The following is a 15,990-nucleotide window of genomic DNA, read 5'->3' as shown; positions in this document are numbered from 1 at the left end:
GTTTCTCCACCTTTTGCCCCCCCCCCCTCTTCTCCTTGCCGCCCCCGCCCCCCCCGGGGCCCCCCCCGGGGGCCCCCCCCCCGCCCCCCCGCCCCCCGCCCCTGTGGGTGACCCGCCGGTCAGCCCTGCTGCTGGGCCTGCTGCCCCTGGCCGGCTCCCTGGCCGCCGCCGGGACCGCCACAGCCGCCGCCCTGGCCGCCGCCGGGGCCGCCCTGACCGCCGCCGCCGGGGCCGCCGCTCGGCGCGCCCGACGGGACGCCGGTCGGCGTGCCGGTCGGAGCGCCCGTCGGCTGCCCCGAGGCCGCGGCGCCGGTGGGCGCGCCCGAGGGGGCGCCGCTCGGCGCGCCGCTGGGCATCCCCGAGGCGTTGCCGGTCGGCGGCGAGCAGGACTGCTGGCTGGTGGTACCGCTGTTCGAGGACGAGGAGTCGCCCGAGCCACAGGCCACCAGGGCGAGGGGCGAGAGCGCCAGCAGCGCCACCGCGGGGACGAGACGGACGGGCATCAGCGCACGCTTCATGAGAGACAGCTCCATGGAAGATGAAGGGGACCTGAGGCCGGGAACTCAACCAACAGCGCTTAGGGCTTCCTTGAGCCTCCTCTGTCCGCCGCCTGTCAATCAGGTAAAGCACGGCTCAACAAACCTCGCTGACCTGCGAGTTCACCCCTGATAGCCGGTCAGTGCGCTGGTACAGCTCCGTGACAGAAGACGGCGGACGGACGGCAGGCTGACGGCGGACGGAGGGCAGGCTGACGGCGGACGGAGGGCAGGCGGAGGGCGACCTGACGGCCGACAGGGCCCGCCATACGGGTCGGCCTCGCCGTTGCCGACGGCGGTCGTGGGGTTTTCCGGGAAGTCTGCGAGGAGCAGCACCGGCTCCGACCAGAGAGGCTCCGCCATGACCGACCCACGCCCCCTGTACACCCGGGCCACCGCGCAGGCGGCCGAGCTCATCGGGACCGTACGGCCCGAGCAGTTGACCGGCCCCACGCCCTGCGCCGAGTACGACGTCCGCACGCTGCTCAGCCATATCGTCGGCGGCAGCGTGCGGATCGCGGTCGTCGGGGAGGGCGGCGACGGGCTCGCCGTACGGATGTTCGTGGACGGCGTCGAGGACGACGGCTGGCCGCGGGCGTACGGCGAGATCAGGACCCGGGTGCTGAGGGCCTGGGCGAGCGACGAGCGGATGGCCGGGCCGGTGCGGGTGCCGCGGGGCGACATCCCGGGCCGGGAGGCGCTGTCCGCCTACGTCATGGAGATCGTGGCGCACACCTGGGATCTCTCCGAGGGACTCGGCCGGCCGCTGCGGCTCGACCCGGAGCTGGCCGAGTTCTCGCTGGCCGCCGCGCGGGCGGCGCTGCCCGACGGCCCGCGCGACGGACGACCCTTCGAGCCGGCCCGCCCGGTCCCCGAAGGGGCCGACGCCTACGCGGAGTTGGCGGCCTGGCTCGGCCGGGAGCCGCTCAGCCGAGCCTGACCCGCGCCAACTGCCGCGACTGTGCGACGAGGCGGTCCGCACTGTCCCAGACCTCGGCGTCCTCCTCCAGGAAGCCGCCGGCGAGGTTGCGGGTGGTGATGGAGACGCGCAGCGGGCCCGGGGCCGGACGGCAGCGGACGTGGACCGTCAGCTCGACGGTGGGGACCCAGCCGCGCAGACCGATCTCGAAGGCCGTGGGCGGCAGGGCGTCCACGGCGAGGAGGAGGGAGAGCGGGTCGGGGTCGCGGCCGTCCTTCAGACCGAACCAGGCCCGCATCTCGCCCTTGCCGGAGGGCTGTCCGAGCGCCCAGCCGAGGGTCGACGGGTCGAGCTTGAGCATCAGGCGGTCGGCGATGGCGGAGCTGCCGTCGACCGGCGCGGGTCCGTCCTCGGGGCCGAAGCACTGGTCCATGGGCGGGAGGGCGGGCGGCACGGCCGTCGTGCGGACGTCGTCCGGCAGGGAGTCCAGGTCGCCGTAGGAGGCGAGGACGCGGATCCGCTCGACCTCGGCGCCGTTCTCGTCGTACTGGAACAGCGAGGCCTGGCCGGTCGACAGGGTGCGGCCGGTGCGGACGACGTCCGTGCGGACGACCGCGGGCCCGGGGTGCGAGGCCGTGAGGTAGTGCGCCGAGATGGTGAACGGGTCGCGGTGCGGCAGGGCGTCCGCGAGCGCTCGACCGAGGACGGCGAGGAGGTAGCCGCCGTTGACGGCGCTGATGATCGTCCAGCCGGCCGAGAGGTCGAGGTCGTAGACGCCGGGCTCGCGCAGGGTGAGCGCGGTGTCACGGTCGAACTCGCTGTCGCCGATGCGTGCGCACTCGATAGCTGCTTCAGGCATGCCTGAACGCTACAACAAAATAATACTAAGCGGTAGCTTTGTTCATGGCCCTGCTCGTAGCTCCGCCTTGCCCGCCTCCGCGTGAAGCGCTCGCAATTTCTTGGTAAGTGTCCGAACTCGTCCGTAACCTCGACGCCCGGTTTCCCCTCTGCAAAGACATGAGCCTCACCGGGACTCCGTTCCTCTACACCCTGATCGCGCTGTCCGTAGTCGCCGTCGCGCTGCCGCTGCTGGTGTGGTCGCGGCTGCGCGGGCCGCGGATCCTGCGCGCCGCGGCCCGGGTACTGATGCTGATGTTCGCGCAGGGCACGGCCGTCGCCCTGGTCTTCGTGGCGGTCAACAACGCCAACGGTCTGTACGACACCTGGGACGACCTGCTGGGCACCGGCACCCATGTGCAGCAGGCCGCCGACCTGGGCGCCGACGGCACCGGCGGGATCGCGCTGGACCGGCTGCCCAGGGTCGCCCAGAAGTTCACCCAGGCCCAGGGGCCGGGGATGCACGCGGCCGGCGGGGTGCGCGTCACCCAGCTCCAGGGCCGGATCTCCGGCGTGAACGCCGAGGTCTACGTATGGCTGCCGCCGCAGTACGACGAGCCCGCCTACGCGCATCGCTCCTTCCCCGTCGTGGAGCTGCTCCCGGGCTACCCGGGCTCCGCGAAGTCCTGGTACGGGACGCTGCATGTGCACGAGCAGCTGGCGCCGCTGATGCGCGAGGGCAAGGTCGCGCCGTTCATCCTGGTCGCGCCGCGCACCACCCTGCTGCCCGGCGTGGACACCGGCTGCGCCAATGTGCCGGGCACCGTGAACGCCGACAGCTGGCTCAGCCTCGACGTGCCGAAGATGGTCACGGACAACTTCCGGGCCCAGCCCGCGCCCAAGGGCTGGGCGGTCGCCGGGTACTCGGCGGGCGGGCACTGCGCGTCCAAGCTCGCCGTCGCCCACCCCGACCGCTACCGGGCGGCCGTGAGCCTGTCCGGGTACAGCGACCCGATCGTCGAGCCCGACTCGCTCGCCGCGCAGAACCAGCAGCTGCGCCGGGCCAACAACCCGTATCTGCTGCTGCGCAAGGCCGCCGTCCCGCCCCCCGTGGCCCTCTACCTCTCCGGCCAGCCGCACGACGGCTACGAGGCCGCCCTGGCCATGCGGCAGGAGGCGAAGGCGCCGACGGCCGTGCACGTCGTCTACATCCCGAGCGACGCGGGCGGTCACACCATGGCGCTGTGGCGGCCGCAGGTGGTGCCGGCGTTCCGCTGGCTGACGACACAGATGGACCAGCACCGGATCGGCGGCGAGGGGAAGACGGGAAAGGGGAAGGGGAAAGGGAAGGGGACTACTCCTCGCGAACCGTCGAGCGACGATTCCAAGCGCGCGGCGCTCGCCAGTGGAACCGCATCGCGAGCAGCCGCAGCACGAAGGCCGTGAGCGCGGCCAGGGCGCCGGCCAGATCGGTGAGCAGGTCGTAGCGGATGCTGAGCGCCACCATGGTGGCGCCGACCATCGCCGGGACCGCGTAGAGATCGCGGTCCCAGCGCAGCAGCGAGGGCACCTCGTTGGCCAGCACATCGCGCAGCACACCGCCGCCGACGCCGGTCGCGACCCCCAGTGCGGCCGATGCGGTCAGGCCCAGTCCGTAGTCGTACGCCTTCATGGTCCCCGTGACGCAGAACAGGCCTAGGCCGGCCGCGTCGAAGACGTTGACGCCCAGCTGGATCCGCTCCACCTGCGGGTGGAGGAAGACGACCAGCAGGGCGGCGACCAGGGGCGTCAGGAAGTACCCCAGGTCGGTGAAGGCGGCCGGCGGCACGGCCCCGATGACCAGGTCCCGGAACACCCCGCCGCCCAGCGCCGTGACCTCGGCGAGCATGGCTATGCCGAACACGTCGAAGTTCTTGCGGACGGCCAGCAGCGCGCCGGAGATGGCGAACACGAAGATGCCCGCCAGGTCGAGCGTGTGCTGGACGGAAGGGCTGAAGATCTGCTGAAGCACCTTTACATTGTCACCCAGCACACAGCCCCCGCCTTACATTGCAAGGCGGGGGCTCAGTGTTACTTACTTCTCCTTGGCGGGAGCGTCCTCACCGGGGGCTTCGGGGGTCTCCGCAGCGACCTCCGCCGCTTCCGGCTCCACGGCTTCCGGCTCCACGGCTTCCGACTCCGCCGCTTCCGACTCCGCCGCTTCCGACTCCGCCGCTTCCGGCTCCACGGCTTCCGGCTCCACGGCTTCCGGCTCCGCCTCGTCCGCCGCGGCCTCCGCCGCCATGGCTGCCGACGTCTCCGCCGACTCCGCGAGCACCTCGTCGGCCACCAGTTCCGCCGCCTCCTTCGCGGCGGTCAGCAGGACGGTGTCCTGCGGGGCCTGGTCCGCGAAGTTCTCCGGGTGGTGGCAGGCGACCTGCTGGCCGGGGCGCAGCTCGACGAGCACCGGCTCCTTCGTCGTGCAGATCTGCGTCGCCTTCCAGCACCGGGTGTGGAAGCGGCAGCCGCTCGGCGGGGAGATCGGCGAGGGCACGTCGCCCTTGAGCAGGATCCGCTCGCTCTTGGCGTGCTTGCGCCGCGGGTCCGGGATCGGCACCGCCGACATCAGGGCCTTGGTGTACGGGTGCATCGGCGACTTGTAGAGCAGGTCGCGGTCGGCCAGCTCGACGATCTTGCCGAGGTACATCACCGCGATGCGGTCCGAGACGTGCCGGACCACCGAGAGGTCGTGCGCGATGATCACGTACGTGAGGCCGAGCTCCTGCTGGAGGTCGTCGAGCAGGTTCACGACCTGGGCCTGGATCGACACGTCCAGGGCCGAGACCGGCTCGTCCGCCACGACCAGCTTCGGGTTCAGGGCGAGCGCGCGGGCGATGCCGATGCGCTGGCGCTGACCGCCGGAGAACTCGTGCGGGTAGCGGTTGTAGTGCTCGGGGTTGAGACCCACGACCGACAGCAGCCGCTGCACTTCCTTCTTGATGCCGCCCTCGGGCTCGACGCCCTGGAGCTTGAAGGGAGCGCCGACGATCGTGCCGATGGTGTGGCGCGGGTTCAGCGAGGAGTACGGGTCCTGGAAGATCATCTGCACATCACGGCGCAGCGGACGCATGCCGTTCACACCGAGGTGCGTGATGTCCTTGCCCTGGAACTCGACCTTGCCGCCGGTCGGCTCCAGCAGCCGGGTGATCAGCCGGCCCATCGTGGACTTGCCGCAGCCGGACTCGCCGACGACGCCGAGCGTCTCACCGGAGCGGACCTCGAAGTCGATGCCGTCGACCGCGTGCACCGCCCCGACCTGCCGCTGGAGCAGGCCCTTCTTGATCGGGAAGTGCTTCTGCAGCCCGGTGACCTTCAGCAGGACCTCGCCGGGGGCGGGGTCCTTGGTGAGGGTCGCGCCCTGCTCGGGCGCGTCGGCCTGCGCGGGAATCTTCACCGCTTTCTCGTCGTCACTCACAGCTTCGGCGCAATCTCTTCGGTCCAGATACGCTCCCGCTGCTCCTTGCCCAGGTGGCAGGCGGCCCAGTGCCGGCTGCCGACCTCGGCCAGCTCGGGCCGGACGGTGCGGGTGACGTTGTCCTTCGGGAGGTCCGCGTACGGGCAGCGCGGGTTGAAGGCGCAGCCGGACGGGATGTTGATCAGCGAGGGCGGGGAGCCCTTGACCGGGATCAGCCGCTCCTGCTGGTCGCGGTCGAGGCGCGGCATCGAGCCGAGCAGCCCCCAGGTGTAGGGGTGCCGGGGCTCGTAGAACACTTCCTCGGCCGGGCCGCGCTCGACGCAGCGGCCGCCGTACATCACCAGGATGTCGTCGGCGAGTTCGGCGACGACGCCCAGGTCGTGGGTGATGACGATGACCGCGGAGCCGAACTCCTTCTGCAGATCGCGGATGAGGTCGAGGATCTGCGCCTGGACGGTCACGTCCAGGGCGGTCGTCGGCTCGTCGGCGATCAGCAGCTCGGGGTTGTTGACCAGCGACATCGCGATCATCGCGCGCTGGCGCATACCGCCGGAGAACTCGTGCGGGTAGCTGTCCACCCGCTTGTCCGGCTGCGGGATGCCCACCCGGTCGAGCATCTCGACCGCACGGCGCTTGGCGGTCTTCTTGTCGACGTCGTGGTGGATCCGGTACGCCTCCACGATCTGCTGGCCGATCGTGTAGTACGGGTGCAATGCCGACAGCGGATCCTGGAAGATCATCGCCATCTCGCGGCCGCGCAGCTTGCGGACGTAGTCCGGGTCGGCGGACAGCAGTTCGGTGCCGTCCAGCCAGATCTCGCCGGAGATCTGGGCCTTGCGCTTGCCGTACTGGCCGGCGGTGTGCAGGCCCATGATGCCGAGCGAGGTCACCGACTTGCCGGAGCCGGACTCGCCGACGATGCCGAGCGTCTTGCCCTTCTCCAGCTGGAAGCTGAGCCCGTCGACGGACTTGACCAGGCCGTCGTCGGTCGGGAAGTGCACCTTGAGGTCGCGCACTTCGAGGAAGGCGGACGGCGCGGGCGAGGCGGGGGTGGGCTCGCCCACGGCCGCTCCGCTCTTGCTGAGTTCGGTCATGCGAGCCTCACTCGGGGGTCGATCACGGCATACAGGATGTCCACCACGAGGTTGGCGACGAGCACCGCGAGAGAAGTGATCAGGGTGACGCCCAGGATGATGGGCAGGTCCTGGTTCTTGATGGCGTTGAGCACGGCCTGGCCGAGGCCGGGCAGGTTGAACGCCGTCTCGGTCAGGATCGCACCGCCGATGAGGGCGCCCAGGTCCATGCCGAGCATGGTCAGCAGCGGCGTCATCGTGGAGCGCATGGCGTGCTTGCCGATGACGGTCTGCTCCTTGAGGCCCTTGGCGCGGGCGGTGCGGATGTAGTCCTCGCCGAGGATCTCCAGCATGGTGGCCCGGGTGATGCGCGCGTACATCGCCGCGTACAGGAACGCGAGGGTGATCCACGGCAGGATCATGCCGCCGAACCAGCCGGTGAAGCTCTCGTCGAGTGGCACGAACTGCCCGTCGAACAGATCCAGTCCGTAGACGAAGATCGACAGGGCGACCATGCCGGTGAAGTAGATCGGCAGGGAGACGCCCGAGAGCGCGACGACCATCGCGCCGCGGTCCCAGATGCTGCCGCGCTTGAGCGCGGAGAGCACGCCCGCCGAGACGCCGAAGATCAGCCACAGCACGGCGGCGCCGAGCGCGAGGGCCAGCGTCACCGGGAAGCGGTCGGTCAGCACGGGCCAGACGGCCTGCTCACTGCGGAAGGAGTAGCCGAAGCACGGGGCGGCGCAGTGGATGGAATCGCCACCGCCCGTGTAGGTGCGACCGGCGAAGATGCCCTTGAAGAACTCCCAGACCTGGGCGTAGATCGGGTCGCCCAGGCCCAGCTTCTCGCGCACCCCCTCGACGGCTGCAGGGTCGGCCTGCTTGCCCACGAAGCTCAAGGCGATGTCGACGCCGGCCCACTTGGGGATGAGGAAGAAGATGCCGAAGACCACCATGACGATGACCACAAGCATCACTGCGGCGGCCAGCAACCGCCTGATGAGGTAAGCGAGCACAGCTCTCGGCCCGCCGCGGACCACGGGCCACTGGAGATCGTCCAGTGGCCCGCAGTCACGCCGCGCCGGCCTTCACCTGCCTTTCGTGCCGTTCGGCGGGTGTGCCGGGTTTACTTCGAGTTCTTCAGACCGAGGTTGACGAAGTCGTACATACCGCTGTAGCCGTCGCTCGTGTAGACGTTCGCCAGGTTGTCCGAGCGCCAGTTGATGAACCGCTCGAAGACGAAGGGCAGGTAGTACGCGCCCTCCATCACCTTGTGGTTGATCTCCGTGGAGATCTTGGTCTTGCCGGCGGCGTCCAGCGTGGTGACGTACGAGTCGAACAGACCGTCGATCGCCTTGTCCTTGATGAGCGCGAAGTTGTTGTTACCGCTCTCGAGGATGTACTTGCTGTCCCACAGCGGCAGACCGAAGCCCTGGACGGTCGGGAAGTCCGGACCCCAGCCCATGATGATGATGCCGTAGCCCTTCTTCTTCACGTTCGAAGGGCTGCCGATGATGCCGGAGGTCTGCGAGCCGTCGTACTGGTCGATCTCGGCGGTGATGCCGATCTTCTTCAGCGACGCCTGGAGGGACTGGGCGGTGGCCACCTCGACCGGCTTGTTGTTGCGGACCGCGATGGTGGTCTTGAAGCCGTTCGGCTGACCGCAGGCCTTCAGGGCCTCCTTGGCCTTGGCCTCGTTGCCGCTCTTGTTCGCGCCGGAGATCTCGTACGGGTCGTACTTCTGACCCTCGGCGCCCGGGACGGACGGCGGCAGCATGTTGGTGCCGATGTCGCCACCGGCGACCGGGCCGCCGCGGGCGGTCTGCAGCGACACGTGGTCGGCGCCGTAGATCACGGCCTTGCGGCACTCGAGGTTGTCGAACGGCGCGACGCTCTGCGGGAAGACCGCGTAACGGACGTAGCCGGAGACCGGGTTGTCCAGGTTGGCCTTGTGCTCCTTCAGGGCGGTGGTGCGGCCCTGCGGCGACATGCCGGTCTGGTTCAGGTCGAGGTCCAGGTCACCGCTGAGCAGACGCTGGTCCAGCTGGTTGGCGTCCGAGAAGAACTTGACGGTGATCTCGTCCGGGTAGGCCTTGCGGACCGGGTCCGAGGCCTGCTTCCAGTTGGTGTTGCGGACCAGCTTGAGGTCCTTGCCCGGGCTGTAGGACGCCCACTTGTACGGGCCCGAGGAGAACGGCTTCAGGCCGTACTTGGACTTGGTGTCCATGTCCTGGCGGACCGGGGAGGCCGAGATCAGGCCCAGCATCTCCTCGAAGTCCGAGTTGGCCTTCGGGAGGTGGAAGACGATGGTCTTGTCGTCGGGCGTGTCGATCGCCTTCAGACCCAGCTTGTCCGCGGCGGTGTCCTTGTACGGACCCTTGTACGCGCCCGTGGGGTCCAGGACGTCCTTCAGGTAGACGGGACCGCCGGAGAGCACGTCCTGCGCCCACACACGCTCGATGCCGTACTTCACGTCCTTGGACGTGATCGCCTTGCCGTCCTCCCACGTGATGCCGTCACGCAGGGTGTACGTGTAGGTCTTGCCGTCGTCGGTGACCTTGGCGAGACCGGTGGCGAGGTCCGGGGTGAGCTCGGCGCCCGCCGCGCCCGGCTCGGTCTTGTTCGTGACGAGCTGACGGCTGTAGTAGCGGGCGAAGTTCCACATCATGCCGTAGTAGCCGCGCGTGGTGTCCCACGAGTCGGCGTCCTGTGCGGCACCGAACTTCAGCGTGCCGCCCTTCTTGGCGGCGGAAGCCTGGGCGACCTTGTTGTTCGCGGCGTCGAAGCCGGCAGCGCCGGTGGTCGAGCCCTTGTCGTCGTCGCTTCCGCCACCGCCGCACGCCGCCGTGGTCAGCAGCGCGGCGACCGCGGCGGCAGCGGCAAATGCCTGCTTCCGCCGCCCTGAGGTGCGTTGGGTAGTCACGATCTCGGATCCTCCGGATTAGATGAGAGACCCCGTGTGAAGGCCACGGGACGGTTGGGGTGCCGTGTTCGGCGGTTTCGCTGTTCAGCGGTTCTGCGGTTCAGCGGTGCGGTTCAGAGCAGTTCGCGGTTCAGCAGTTCGCGGTTCAGCGGGAGGCCTTCGGGTCCAGCGCGTCCCGGACGCCGTCGCCGAAGAGATTGAAGGCCAGCACGGTGATGAAGATCGCCACACCCGGGACCACCATGTACATGGGGTCCGATTCGTAGTAGTCGATCGCGCTCGAGAGCATCTGTCCCCACGAGGCGGTGGGCGGCTTGACGCCGACGCCCAGGAAGCTGAGCGCCGCCTCGGTGAGGATGTTGGTGGGGATCATCATCGTCGTGTACACGACGATCGGGGCGACCAGGTTGGGCAGCAGTTCCTTGAACAGGATGTACAGCCGACCGGCGCCCAGCGATCGGGCGGCCTCGACGTACTCGCGCTCACGCAGCGAGAGCGTCTGGCCGCGCACCACGCGTCCGATGTAGGGCCAGCCGAAGAATCCGATGACCAGGATCATCACGAAGACGCGCACGCTCGAACCGGTGAGGCCCAGCATGTCGCTCGGCATGACGGAGACCAGCGCGATGATGAACAGCAGCTGCGGGAAGGCGAGCAGACCGTCCATCACCCGGCTGATCAGGGAGTCCACCCAGCCGCCGAAGAATCCGGCGAGAATGCCCAGCACCGTTCCGAGGATCACGGCGACCACGGCCGACAGGAAGCCGACCAGCAGGGAGATCCGGGCGCCGTAGAGGATGCGGGCGAAGATGTCCCGGCCGTTGACCGGCTCGACGCCGAGCAGGTGCTCGCCGCTGAGACCGCCCAGCGAGCCCGTGGGGGTGCCGAAGAGCGGGTCGATGAGGTTCTCGTGGTACTCGTTCGGGTCCTGCCCGAGGATCCCCGTGATGACCGGCGCGAGCAGCGCGATCACGACGAGGAAGAGCACCACGATGCCGCCCGTGAGGGCGAGTTTGTCCCGCTTGAGGCGCTCCCAGGCGATCCGGCCCAGGGAACGGCCCTGAACGGCCTTGGCGCCGCTGGTGGCGACCGCCGCTTCCTCGGCCGCGCTCGGGGCCGCTTCCGCGGTCGGCTCGTGCAATGGTGCCGTCATCTGGCAGGGACCCCTCTCAACCGGCGGTAGCCGGCCCGCACTTGCCGCTGTAGCGGCGTGATCAGTCCGTAATACGCAGGGGATAAGTCCCCTGGAGCGGGAGTCTTCAACGCTTTGGCGATCTGTTGCCAGACTTGGCAGTGAAAGGATGCGTAAACGTGATGCGGGTAGATGGGTTCCGTTATCCGGACGGCGGGTAACGCCCCCCGGACGCTGACTTATTGGGGCAGAACGGACAGGACCGGGATCAATCGCCGCTATCTACGCGCGAAGACGTCCGAGTCCTCCCTCGCGGTAGCCTCACAACAGACTCACAACAGGACCGCGGCGGGAAGCACGGGCACACACGGCAGGACGCGCGGCAGGAGCGATGGCGGAAAATCAGTAGCGTCCGGTGGGCGGATAGCCGTAACCGCCCGCGGGCGCGGGGGCCGAGGCAGGAGCGGGAGCGTGCGCCTCACGGTCGTAGAACGGCCGGGCGCTGGCGCGCATCCACATCACGACGGGGTCGTACTCGTCGGTCATGGCGACCGTCGACACCGGCAGCCCGTCCGGCACCGCGCCGATGGACTGCTGCATCATGGCCCGGACGGCGTCCACGGCCGACGGGGAGGAGTCGTACACGTCCAGCCCGATGGCCAGGTAGGGCGCGCCCAGCGCCGGCTGCACCCACGCCCGGCGCAGCGCGCGGACCGCGGGGGCGCGGTGGGCGTTCTGCGCGAGCAGAGCGTAGAACTGCGGGATCTCGATGGCGGGCTCGGACAGCCGCAGCGGGCCGGCGGGCTGGCGCTCCAACCCGGTGGCGATACGGCGCAGATCCAGCCAGGGGATGCCGACGCCGCCGCCGGGGCCGTGCGGGTTCAGCCAGAGGCCGTAGTGGTCGGGGTAGAGCGTGCGGGCCACGTCGACTCCGTCGACCACCTCGTACGAGCGGTTCCAGCCGCTGGCGCTGAGCTCCTGGGCGGAGGTCACGCAGGGCGCGTAACCGTGGCCGTCCACCTCCATGTTCCCGTACTGGGCGTCCGGGGAGCCGGCCTGGCCGTGCCACAACAGCATCCAGACCTGGCCTGAGGCGGGGGTCGCGAGCGCGCGCAGGAGGGCCTCGTAGGCGTCGTAGCGCCCGGGCGTGACCTGGCGCAGCATGTGCTCGACCGAGCCGGTCGCGGCAGTGCCAGCGCTCACTTTTTATCGCCCCTTCGAGAAGTTGCCCCGCGTTGGGGTCAAGCTTAAGCGCCCAAGAGCTCAGGGCTTGTGGTGCGTTGTCGGGTGTGGGCCGCGGGTGTTCGATCGCGTCCCGCGGCGGAGCCGCGCATCGGCACGGCCCCGCGCCCCGGTGGGCCGCCCTAGCGTGAGTAGAAGGGGCGGACCCGTTCCCTCATCCAGTCGGCCACCGGATCCTGGGCCACGTCCAGCAGGACCAGGTTGACCGGCCAGGGGGCCGCGGTCTTCGTGAGCGCCCTGCTCAGCGCCTCCAGCGGCACGGCGCGCAGGTCGCCCTCCCACGGGGACTCCTGGGGGAGCCCGAACAGTTCGACGCCGACGAACATCGCCGGGTCCGCCGTCTCGACGGCGGCCAGGCAGCGGCGGGCCGTGCGGATCGCGCCCGTGGCCTCGAACTCCGCGGAGGCCGCGGCCAGGAAGTCGATCGGGTCGTCCTGCCAGTCGGGCTCGTAGAGGCGGACCCGGCCGCCGCTCGCGGAACCGTCCAGCGGGCTGCGGCCCGCCCGGCACAGCTCGGCCACGGCCGGCGGCGGCAGCGGGATGCCGACCAGGCCCTCGGGGTTGACCATGATGCCCACCTGCGGGGGCAGCCCGCGGGCGAACTCCACGGCCGGCGCGATCGTGAACGACATGTGCGAGCCGACGACCTGGCGGAACTGCTCCTCGGAGCTGAAGACCGGCACGTACACCTGGCCGTCCAGCTCCAGTGTGGGCAGGTCGAGGGGGCCGCTGTGCGGGCCGCCGCCGCCGGGGAGCGGCACCCAGACGAAGCTGCGTCCGAGCACCTCCACGATCCGGGAGCCGCCTCCCGGCACGCCGAGGGAGGCGGAGAGCACCTCCTCCAGCTCGTTGCCGGGCCATCCGCCGTGCGGATGGGGGTGTGCCTGCGCGGGAAAGTCCGTCGGGAAGTCCGCCGGGGGGAAATCCATCTGCCTACCGCCTGCTAAGAACCGCTCAGTCTGCTGTGGCTGAAAGGCTAGGGCCTGTGCGGCGCATCACGCCACAGACGGCCGCCGGGCGCCTCAGCCCGTGAAGGCGATGCGCCTCAGTACGTCTGCGGCGGGACGGTCCAGCAGGACCGCCGAGCCGCAGCCTTCGGGGAGGCCGCCCTTCTCCACCGAGCGCAGGAGGCGGGCGGCGGCCCGGCGGTGCCGCAGGAACGCGTACCGCGAGACGCCTCGGCCGCGCTCGCGCTGCCCCTCCAGGGCCTGGTCCGCGCCGACGTCGAGGAGGATCAGATGGAGGGTGCCGCCACGGCGGCGGGCCTCGCGGGCCAGCCAGTCGCGGACCCAGGCCTGTGTGCCGCAGTCGTGCACGACGACGCCCTTGCCGCCGCGCAGGGCCCGGCGCAGCCCGGCGTAGTGGGCGAGGCGCACGAGCGGGCGGTAGAGCGCGTAGGGCAGGAAGCGGGGCGCGCGGGCGTCCCACCGGTCGCGGGTGTCCTGGGAGTCGATGCGGACGCCGGTGACCGCCCGTTTCATGAGCGTGGACTTGCCGCTGCCGGGCAGCCCGGTGACCACGACCAGGTCACGGGGGCCGAAGAGCAGACCGTGCGGGCTGCGGCCGCCCCGCTCGCGCAGGTCGCGGACGACGGGCGCGGGCTGCGGGCCGCACGCCTCCCGGGCCCGGGCTCCGGGCTGCGCGGGCAGCGCGAGCCCCGAAGCGGTCGCGAATGCGGTGGTCCTCGCCGTTGTCGTCCTGTTCACCGTGATCGTCCTCCCCTGGGGTCAGGTAAGTCCTCATCCCCATCGAGCGTAAAGAGAAGGTAATGCGTGGCGTCTCGCGTTTTCGTGCGCGTACCGACACAAGCCGGTTACAGATGCGGCCTGCCGCGACCGGGGCGGGCCGTGCGATGATGGCCGCGCCAACTGCATACCGGCCGTTTGAATCCGCGCGGGAGAGTCCCCAGCAGCAGGTCCGCCTGTCGTTTCGCTGGGGCGCCGAAGGAGCAAGTCCCTCCCTTGAATCTCTCAGGCCCCGTTACCGCGCGGGCGAGGCACATCTGAAAAGCGGGCCGCTGTTTTCCGGTGGCCCCACCCAAGGTGCAAGTCAGGACCACCGTTTCGCGGGGTCGTGACGAACCTCTCAGGTTCCGATGACAGATGGGGAGGAACGACCTCGCCGTCATGCCTTGGGAGACAACCGTCCGATGAGCAGCTCCGTACCCCGTCACACCGCGCTCGATGCGCTGCATCGTTCGCTCGGCGCGACGATGACCGACTTCGCAGGCTGGGACATGCCCCTGCGCTACGGCTCCGAACGCGACGAGCACAACGCCGTCCGCACGAAGGCCGGCCTCTTCGATCTCTCCCACATGGGCGAGATCACGGTGACCGGGCCGCAGGCGGCCGAGTTCCTGAATTACGCCCTCGTCGGCGACCTCGCGGCCGTGGGGGTGGGCCGGGCCCGCTACACCATGATCTGCGTCCAGGACGGCGGCATCCTCGACGACCTCATCGTGTACCGGCTGGCCGATGCCGAGTACATGATCGTCTCCAACGCTTCCAACGCCCAGAACGTGCTGAACGAACTGAGCAACCTCGCGGAGGAGTTCGAGGTCGAGGTCCGCGACGACCGGGACGCCTACGCGCTGATCGCCGTACAGGGACCCGAGTCGCCCGGCATCCTGAAGTCGCTCACCGACGCCGACCTCGACGGCCTGAAGTACTACGCGGGCCTGCCCGGCACGGTCGCCGGGGTCCCGGCCCTCATCGCCCGCACCGGGTACACCGGTGAGGACGGCTTCGAGCTGTTCGTGAAGCCGGAGCACGCGGTCGAGCTCTGGCAGGCGCTGACCAAGGCGGGCGAGGGCGTCGGCCTGGTCCCGTGCGGGCTGTCCTGCCGGGACACGCTGCGCCTGGAGGCGGGCATGCCGCTGTACGGGCACGAGCTGTCGCTCTCGCTGACCCCGTTCGACGCCGGGCTCGGCCGGGTGGTGAAGTTCGGCAAGGACGGCGACTTCGTGGGGCGTACGGCGCTGGAGGCAGCCGCCGAGCGCGCTGCTTCGCAGCCTCCCCGGGTCCTCGTCGGGCTGATCGCCGAGGGCCGCCGCGTCCCGCGCGCCGGGTACGCCGTCGTCGTCGGCGGCGAGCCGGTCGGCGAGGTCACCTCCGGCGCCCCCTCCCCCACCCTCGGCAAGCCGATCGCGATGGCCTACGTCGACGCGGCCCACGCGACGCCGGGAACCCCGGGCGTCGGCGTGGACATCCGGGGCGCCCATGAGCCGTACGAGGTCGTGGCGCTGCCGTTCTACAAGCGCCAGAAGTAAACACTGGGCGCGGTACCCGGTCACCGGGGCGTGACCCTGCGCACATTCCCGCTGGTCACGCACGGCCTCAGCAGTCCCCCATTCATCAGCACTCCCTCGCGTACAGGAGAATTCAGGCCATGAGCAACCCCCAGCAGCTGCGCTACAGCAAGGAGCACGAGTGGCTGTCGGGCGCCGAGAACGGCGTCTCGACGGTCGGCATCACGGAGCACGCGGCCAACGCGCTCGGCGACGTGGTGTTCGTCCAGCTCCCGACGGTCGGTGACACGGTGACCGCAGGCGAGACCTGCGGCGAGCTGGAGTCGACCAAGTCGGTCAGCGAGCTGTACGCGCCGGTGACCGGTGAGATCACCGAGATCAACCAGGACGTCGTCGACGACCCGGCGCTGGTGAACTCCGCCCCCTTCGAGGGCGGATGGCTGTTCAAGGTACGCGTCACGGACGAGCCGGACGACCTGCTCACCGCCGACGAGTACGTCGCCTACACCGCCGGCTGAGGATCCAGATGACCGTTCTGAACACGCCCCTGCACGAGCTCGACCCGGAGATCGCCGCCGCGGTCGACGCCGAGCTGAACCGCCAGCAGTCCACCCTCGAGATGATCGC

Annotated in this window: 15 protein-coding genes and 2 riboswitches; of the genes, 4 read left to right on the top strand and 11 right to left on the bottom strand. The window is 70.1% G+C overall.

Annotation, left to right across the window (positions count from 1 at the left end):
- Nucleotides 1–119 precede the first annotated feature (119 nt).
- Nucleotides 120–518 (bottom strand): hypothetical protein, encoded by a 399-nt coding sequence (locus tag ACWD4O_RS48020; RefSeq protein WP_450950772.1) that lies wholly within the window; start codon nt 516–518, stop codon nt 120–122.
- Nucleotides 519–897: 379 nt separating this feature from the next.
- Here ACWD4O_RS48020 and ACWD4O_RS48015 point away from each other — a divergent pair, with 379 nt between their 5' ends.
- On the top strand, nt 898–1,476 hold the full coding sequence (locus tag ACWD4O_RS48015; RefSeq protein ID WP_451289459.1) for a TIGR03086 family metal-binding protein: 579 nt from the start codon (nt 898–900) through the stop codon (nt 1,474–1,476).
- On the opposite strand, the gene ACWD4O_RS48010 is transcribed toward ACWD4O_RS48015, so the two are convergent.
- Nucleotides 1,463–2,314: a thioesterase family protein gene (locus tag ACWD4O_RS48010; RefSeq protein ID WP_451289458.1), complete on the bottom strand. Its 852-nt coding sequence runs from the start codon at nt 2,312–2,314 to the stop codon at nt 1,463–1,465. The two genes, ACWD4O_RS48015 and ACWD4O_RS48010, sit on opposite strands and share 14 nt — an antisense overlap.
- 158 nt (nt 2,315–2,472) lie before the next feature.
- On the opposite strand from ACWD4O_RS48010, the gene ACWD4O_RS48005 reads away from it, so the two are divergent.
- Nucleotides 2,473–3,738, top strand: a complete 1,266-nt coding sequence (locus ACWD4O_RS48005) for an alpha/beta hydrolase (protein ID WP_451289457.1) — start codon at nt 2,473–2,475, stop codon at nt 3,736–3,738.
- Here the strand turns inward: ACWD4O_RS48005 and ACWD4O_RS48000 are convergent.
- The 9 genes from ACWD4O_RS48000 to ACWD4O_RS47960 all read right to left on the bottom strand — a co-directional run bounded on the left by ACWD4O_RS48000 (nt 3,647) and on the right by ACWD4O_RS47960 (nt 13,822).
- On the bottom strand, nt 3,647–4,303 hold the full coding sequence (locus tag ACWD4O_RS48000; RefSeq protein ID WP_451289456.1) for a trimeric intracellular cation channel family protein: 657 nt from the start codon (nt 4,301–4,303) through the stop codon (nt 3,647–3,649). The genes ACWD4O_RS48005 and ACWD4O_RS48000 overlap by 92 nt on opposite strands.
- Before the next feature lie 63 nt (nt 4,304–4,366).
- Entirely contained in the window at nt 4,367–5,746 is a 1,380-nt protein-coding gene (locus tag ACWD4O_RS47995; RefSeq protein WP_451289454.1) for an ABC transporter ATP-binding protein, read from the bottom strand.
- Nucleotides 5,743–6,840, bottom strand: coding sequence for an ABC transporter ATP-binding protein (locus ACWD4O_RS47990; protein ID WP_451289453.1), 1,098 nt, complete (start codon nt 6,838–6,840; stop codon nt 5,743–5,745). Before ACWD4O_RS47990 ends, ACWD4O_RS47995 begins: the two co-directional genes overlap by 4 nt.
- Complete coding sequence (locus ACWD4O_RS47985; protein WP_451289452.1) at nt 6,837–7,835, bottom strand: ABC transporter permease; 999 nt, start codon at nt 7,833–7,835, stop codon at nt 6,837–6,839. Before ACWD4O_RS47985 ends, ACWD4O_RS47990 begins: the two co-directional genes overlap by 4 nt.
- A gap of 110 nt (nt 7,836–7,945) precedes the next feature.
- The gene (locus ACWD4O_RS47980; protein ID WP_451289450.1) at nt 7,946–9,742 is read right to left on the bottom strand and encodes an ABC transporter substrate-binding protein; all 1,797 of its coding nucleotides are present in this window, start codon (nt 9,740–9,742) and stop codon (nt 7,946–7,948) included.
- Between the two features lie 145 nt (nt 9,743–9,887).
- Complete coding sequence (locus ACWD4O_RS47975) at nt 9,888–10,895, bottom strand: ABC transporter permease (RefSeq protein ID WP_351916455.1); 1,008 nt, start codon at nt 10,893–10,895, stop codon at nt 9,888–9,890.
- A gap of 381 nt (nt 10,896–11,276) precedes the next feature.
- Nucleotides 11,277–12,038, bottom strand: coding sequence for an enhanced serine sensitivity protein SseB C-terminal domain-containing protein (locus ACWD4O_RS47970; protein WP_451289460.1), 762 nt, complete (start codon nt 12,036–12,038; stop codon nt 11,277–11,279).
- Nucleotides 12,039–12,238: 200 nt separating this feature from the next.
- Nucleotides 12,239–13,045 (bottom strand): enhanced serine sensitivity protein SseB, encoded by an 807-nt coding sequence (locus ACWD4O_RS47965; RefSeq protein WP_451289449.1) that lies wholly within the window; start codon nt 13,043–13,045, stop codon nt 12,239–12,241.
- 93 nt (nt 13,046–13,138) lie between these two features.
- Nucleotides 13,139–13,822, bottom strand: a complete 684-nt coding sequence (locus ACWD4O_RS47960) for an AAA family ATPase (RefSeq protein WP_451289448.1) — start codon at nt 13,820–13,822, stop codon at nt 13,139–13,141.
- A 178-nt stretch (nt 13,823–14,000) separates the two neighbouring features.
- A riboswitch (glycine riboswitch) is annotated at nt 14,001–14,112 on the top strand.
- Nucleotides 14,113–14,228: riboswitch (glycine riboswitch) on the top strand.
- Nucleotides 14,229–14,265: 37 nt separating this feature from the next.
- Here ACWD4O_RS47960 and gcvT point away from each other — a divergent pair.
- Nucleotides 14,266–15,384: a glycine cleavage system aminomethyltransferase GcvT gene (gcvT, locus tag ACWD4O_RS47955; RefSeq protein WP_451289447.1), complete on the top strand. Its 1,119-nt coding sequence runs from the start codon at nt 14,266–14,268 to the stop codon at nt 15,382–15,384.
- A 119-nt stretch (nt 15,385–15,503) separates the two neighbouring features.
- Complete coding sequence (gene gcvH / locus ACWD4O_RS47950) at nt 15,504–15,881, top strand: glycine cleavage system protein GcvH (protein WP_451289446.1); 378 nt, start codon at nt 15,504–15,506, stop codon at nt 15,879–15,881.
- The last annotated feature ends 109 nt before the right edge of the window (nt 15,882–15,990 follow it).

The sequence above is a fragment of the Streptomyces sp. NPDC002623 genome (genome assembly GCF_053592635.1).
Note: the sequence above shows the minus strand (reverse complement) of the source record. Positions and strands in the feature narration are given on the sequence as shown.

Coding starts and splice junctions, on each gene's coding strand:
- ACWD4O_RS48020 (WP_450950772.1), bottom strand. CDS start 518: ATGAAGCGTGCGCTGATGCCCGTCCGTCTCGTCCCCGCGGTGGCGCTG.
- ACWD4O_RS48015 (WP_451289459.1), top strand. CDS start 898: ATGACCGACCCACGCCCCCTGTACACCCGGGCCACCGCGCAGGCGGCC.
- ACWD4O_RS48010 (WP_451289458.1), bottom strand. CDS start 2,314: ATGCCTGAAGCAGCTATCGAGTGCGCACGCATCGGCGACAGCGAGTTC.
- ACWD4O_RS48005 (WP_451289457.1), top strand. CDS start 2,473: ATGAGCCTCACCGGGACTCCGTTCCTCTACACCCTGATCGCGCTGTCC.
- ACWD4O_RS47990 (WP_451289453.1), bottom strand. CDS start 6,840: ATGACCGAACTCAGCAAGAGCGGAGCGGCCGTGGGCGAGCCCACCCCC.
- ACWD4O_RS47975 (WP_351916455.1), bottom strand. CDS start 10,895: ATGACGGCACCATTGCACGAGCCGACCGCGGAAGCGGCCCCGAGCGCG.
- ACWD4O_RS47970 (WP_451289460.1), bottom strand. CDS start 12,038: ATGCTGCGCCAGGTCACGCCCGGGCGCTACGACGCCTACGAGGCCCTC.
- ACWD4O_RS47965 (WP_451289449.1), bottom strand. CDS start 13,045: ATGGATTTCCCCCCGGCGGACTTCCCGACGGACTTTCCCGCGCAGGCA.
- gcvT (WP_451289447.1), top strand. CDS start 14,266: ATGAGCAGCTCCGTACCCCGTCACACCGCGCTCGATGCGCTGCATCGT.
- gcvH (WP_451289446.1), top strand. CDS start 15,504: ATGAGCAACCCCCAGCAGCTGCGCTACAGCAAGGAGCACGAGTGGCTG.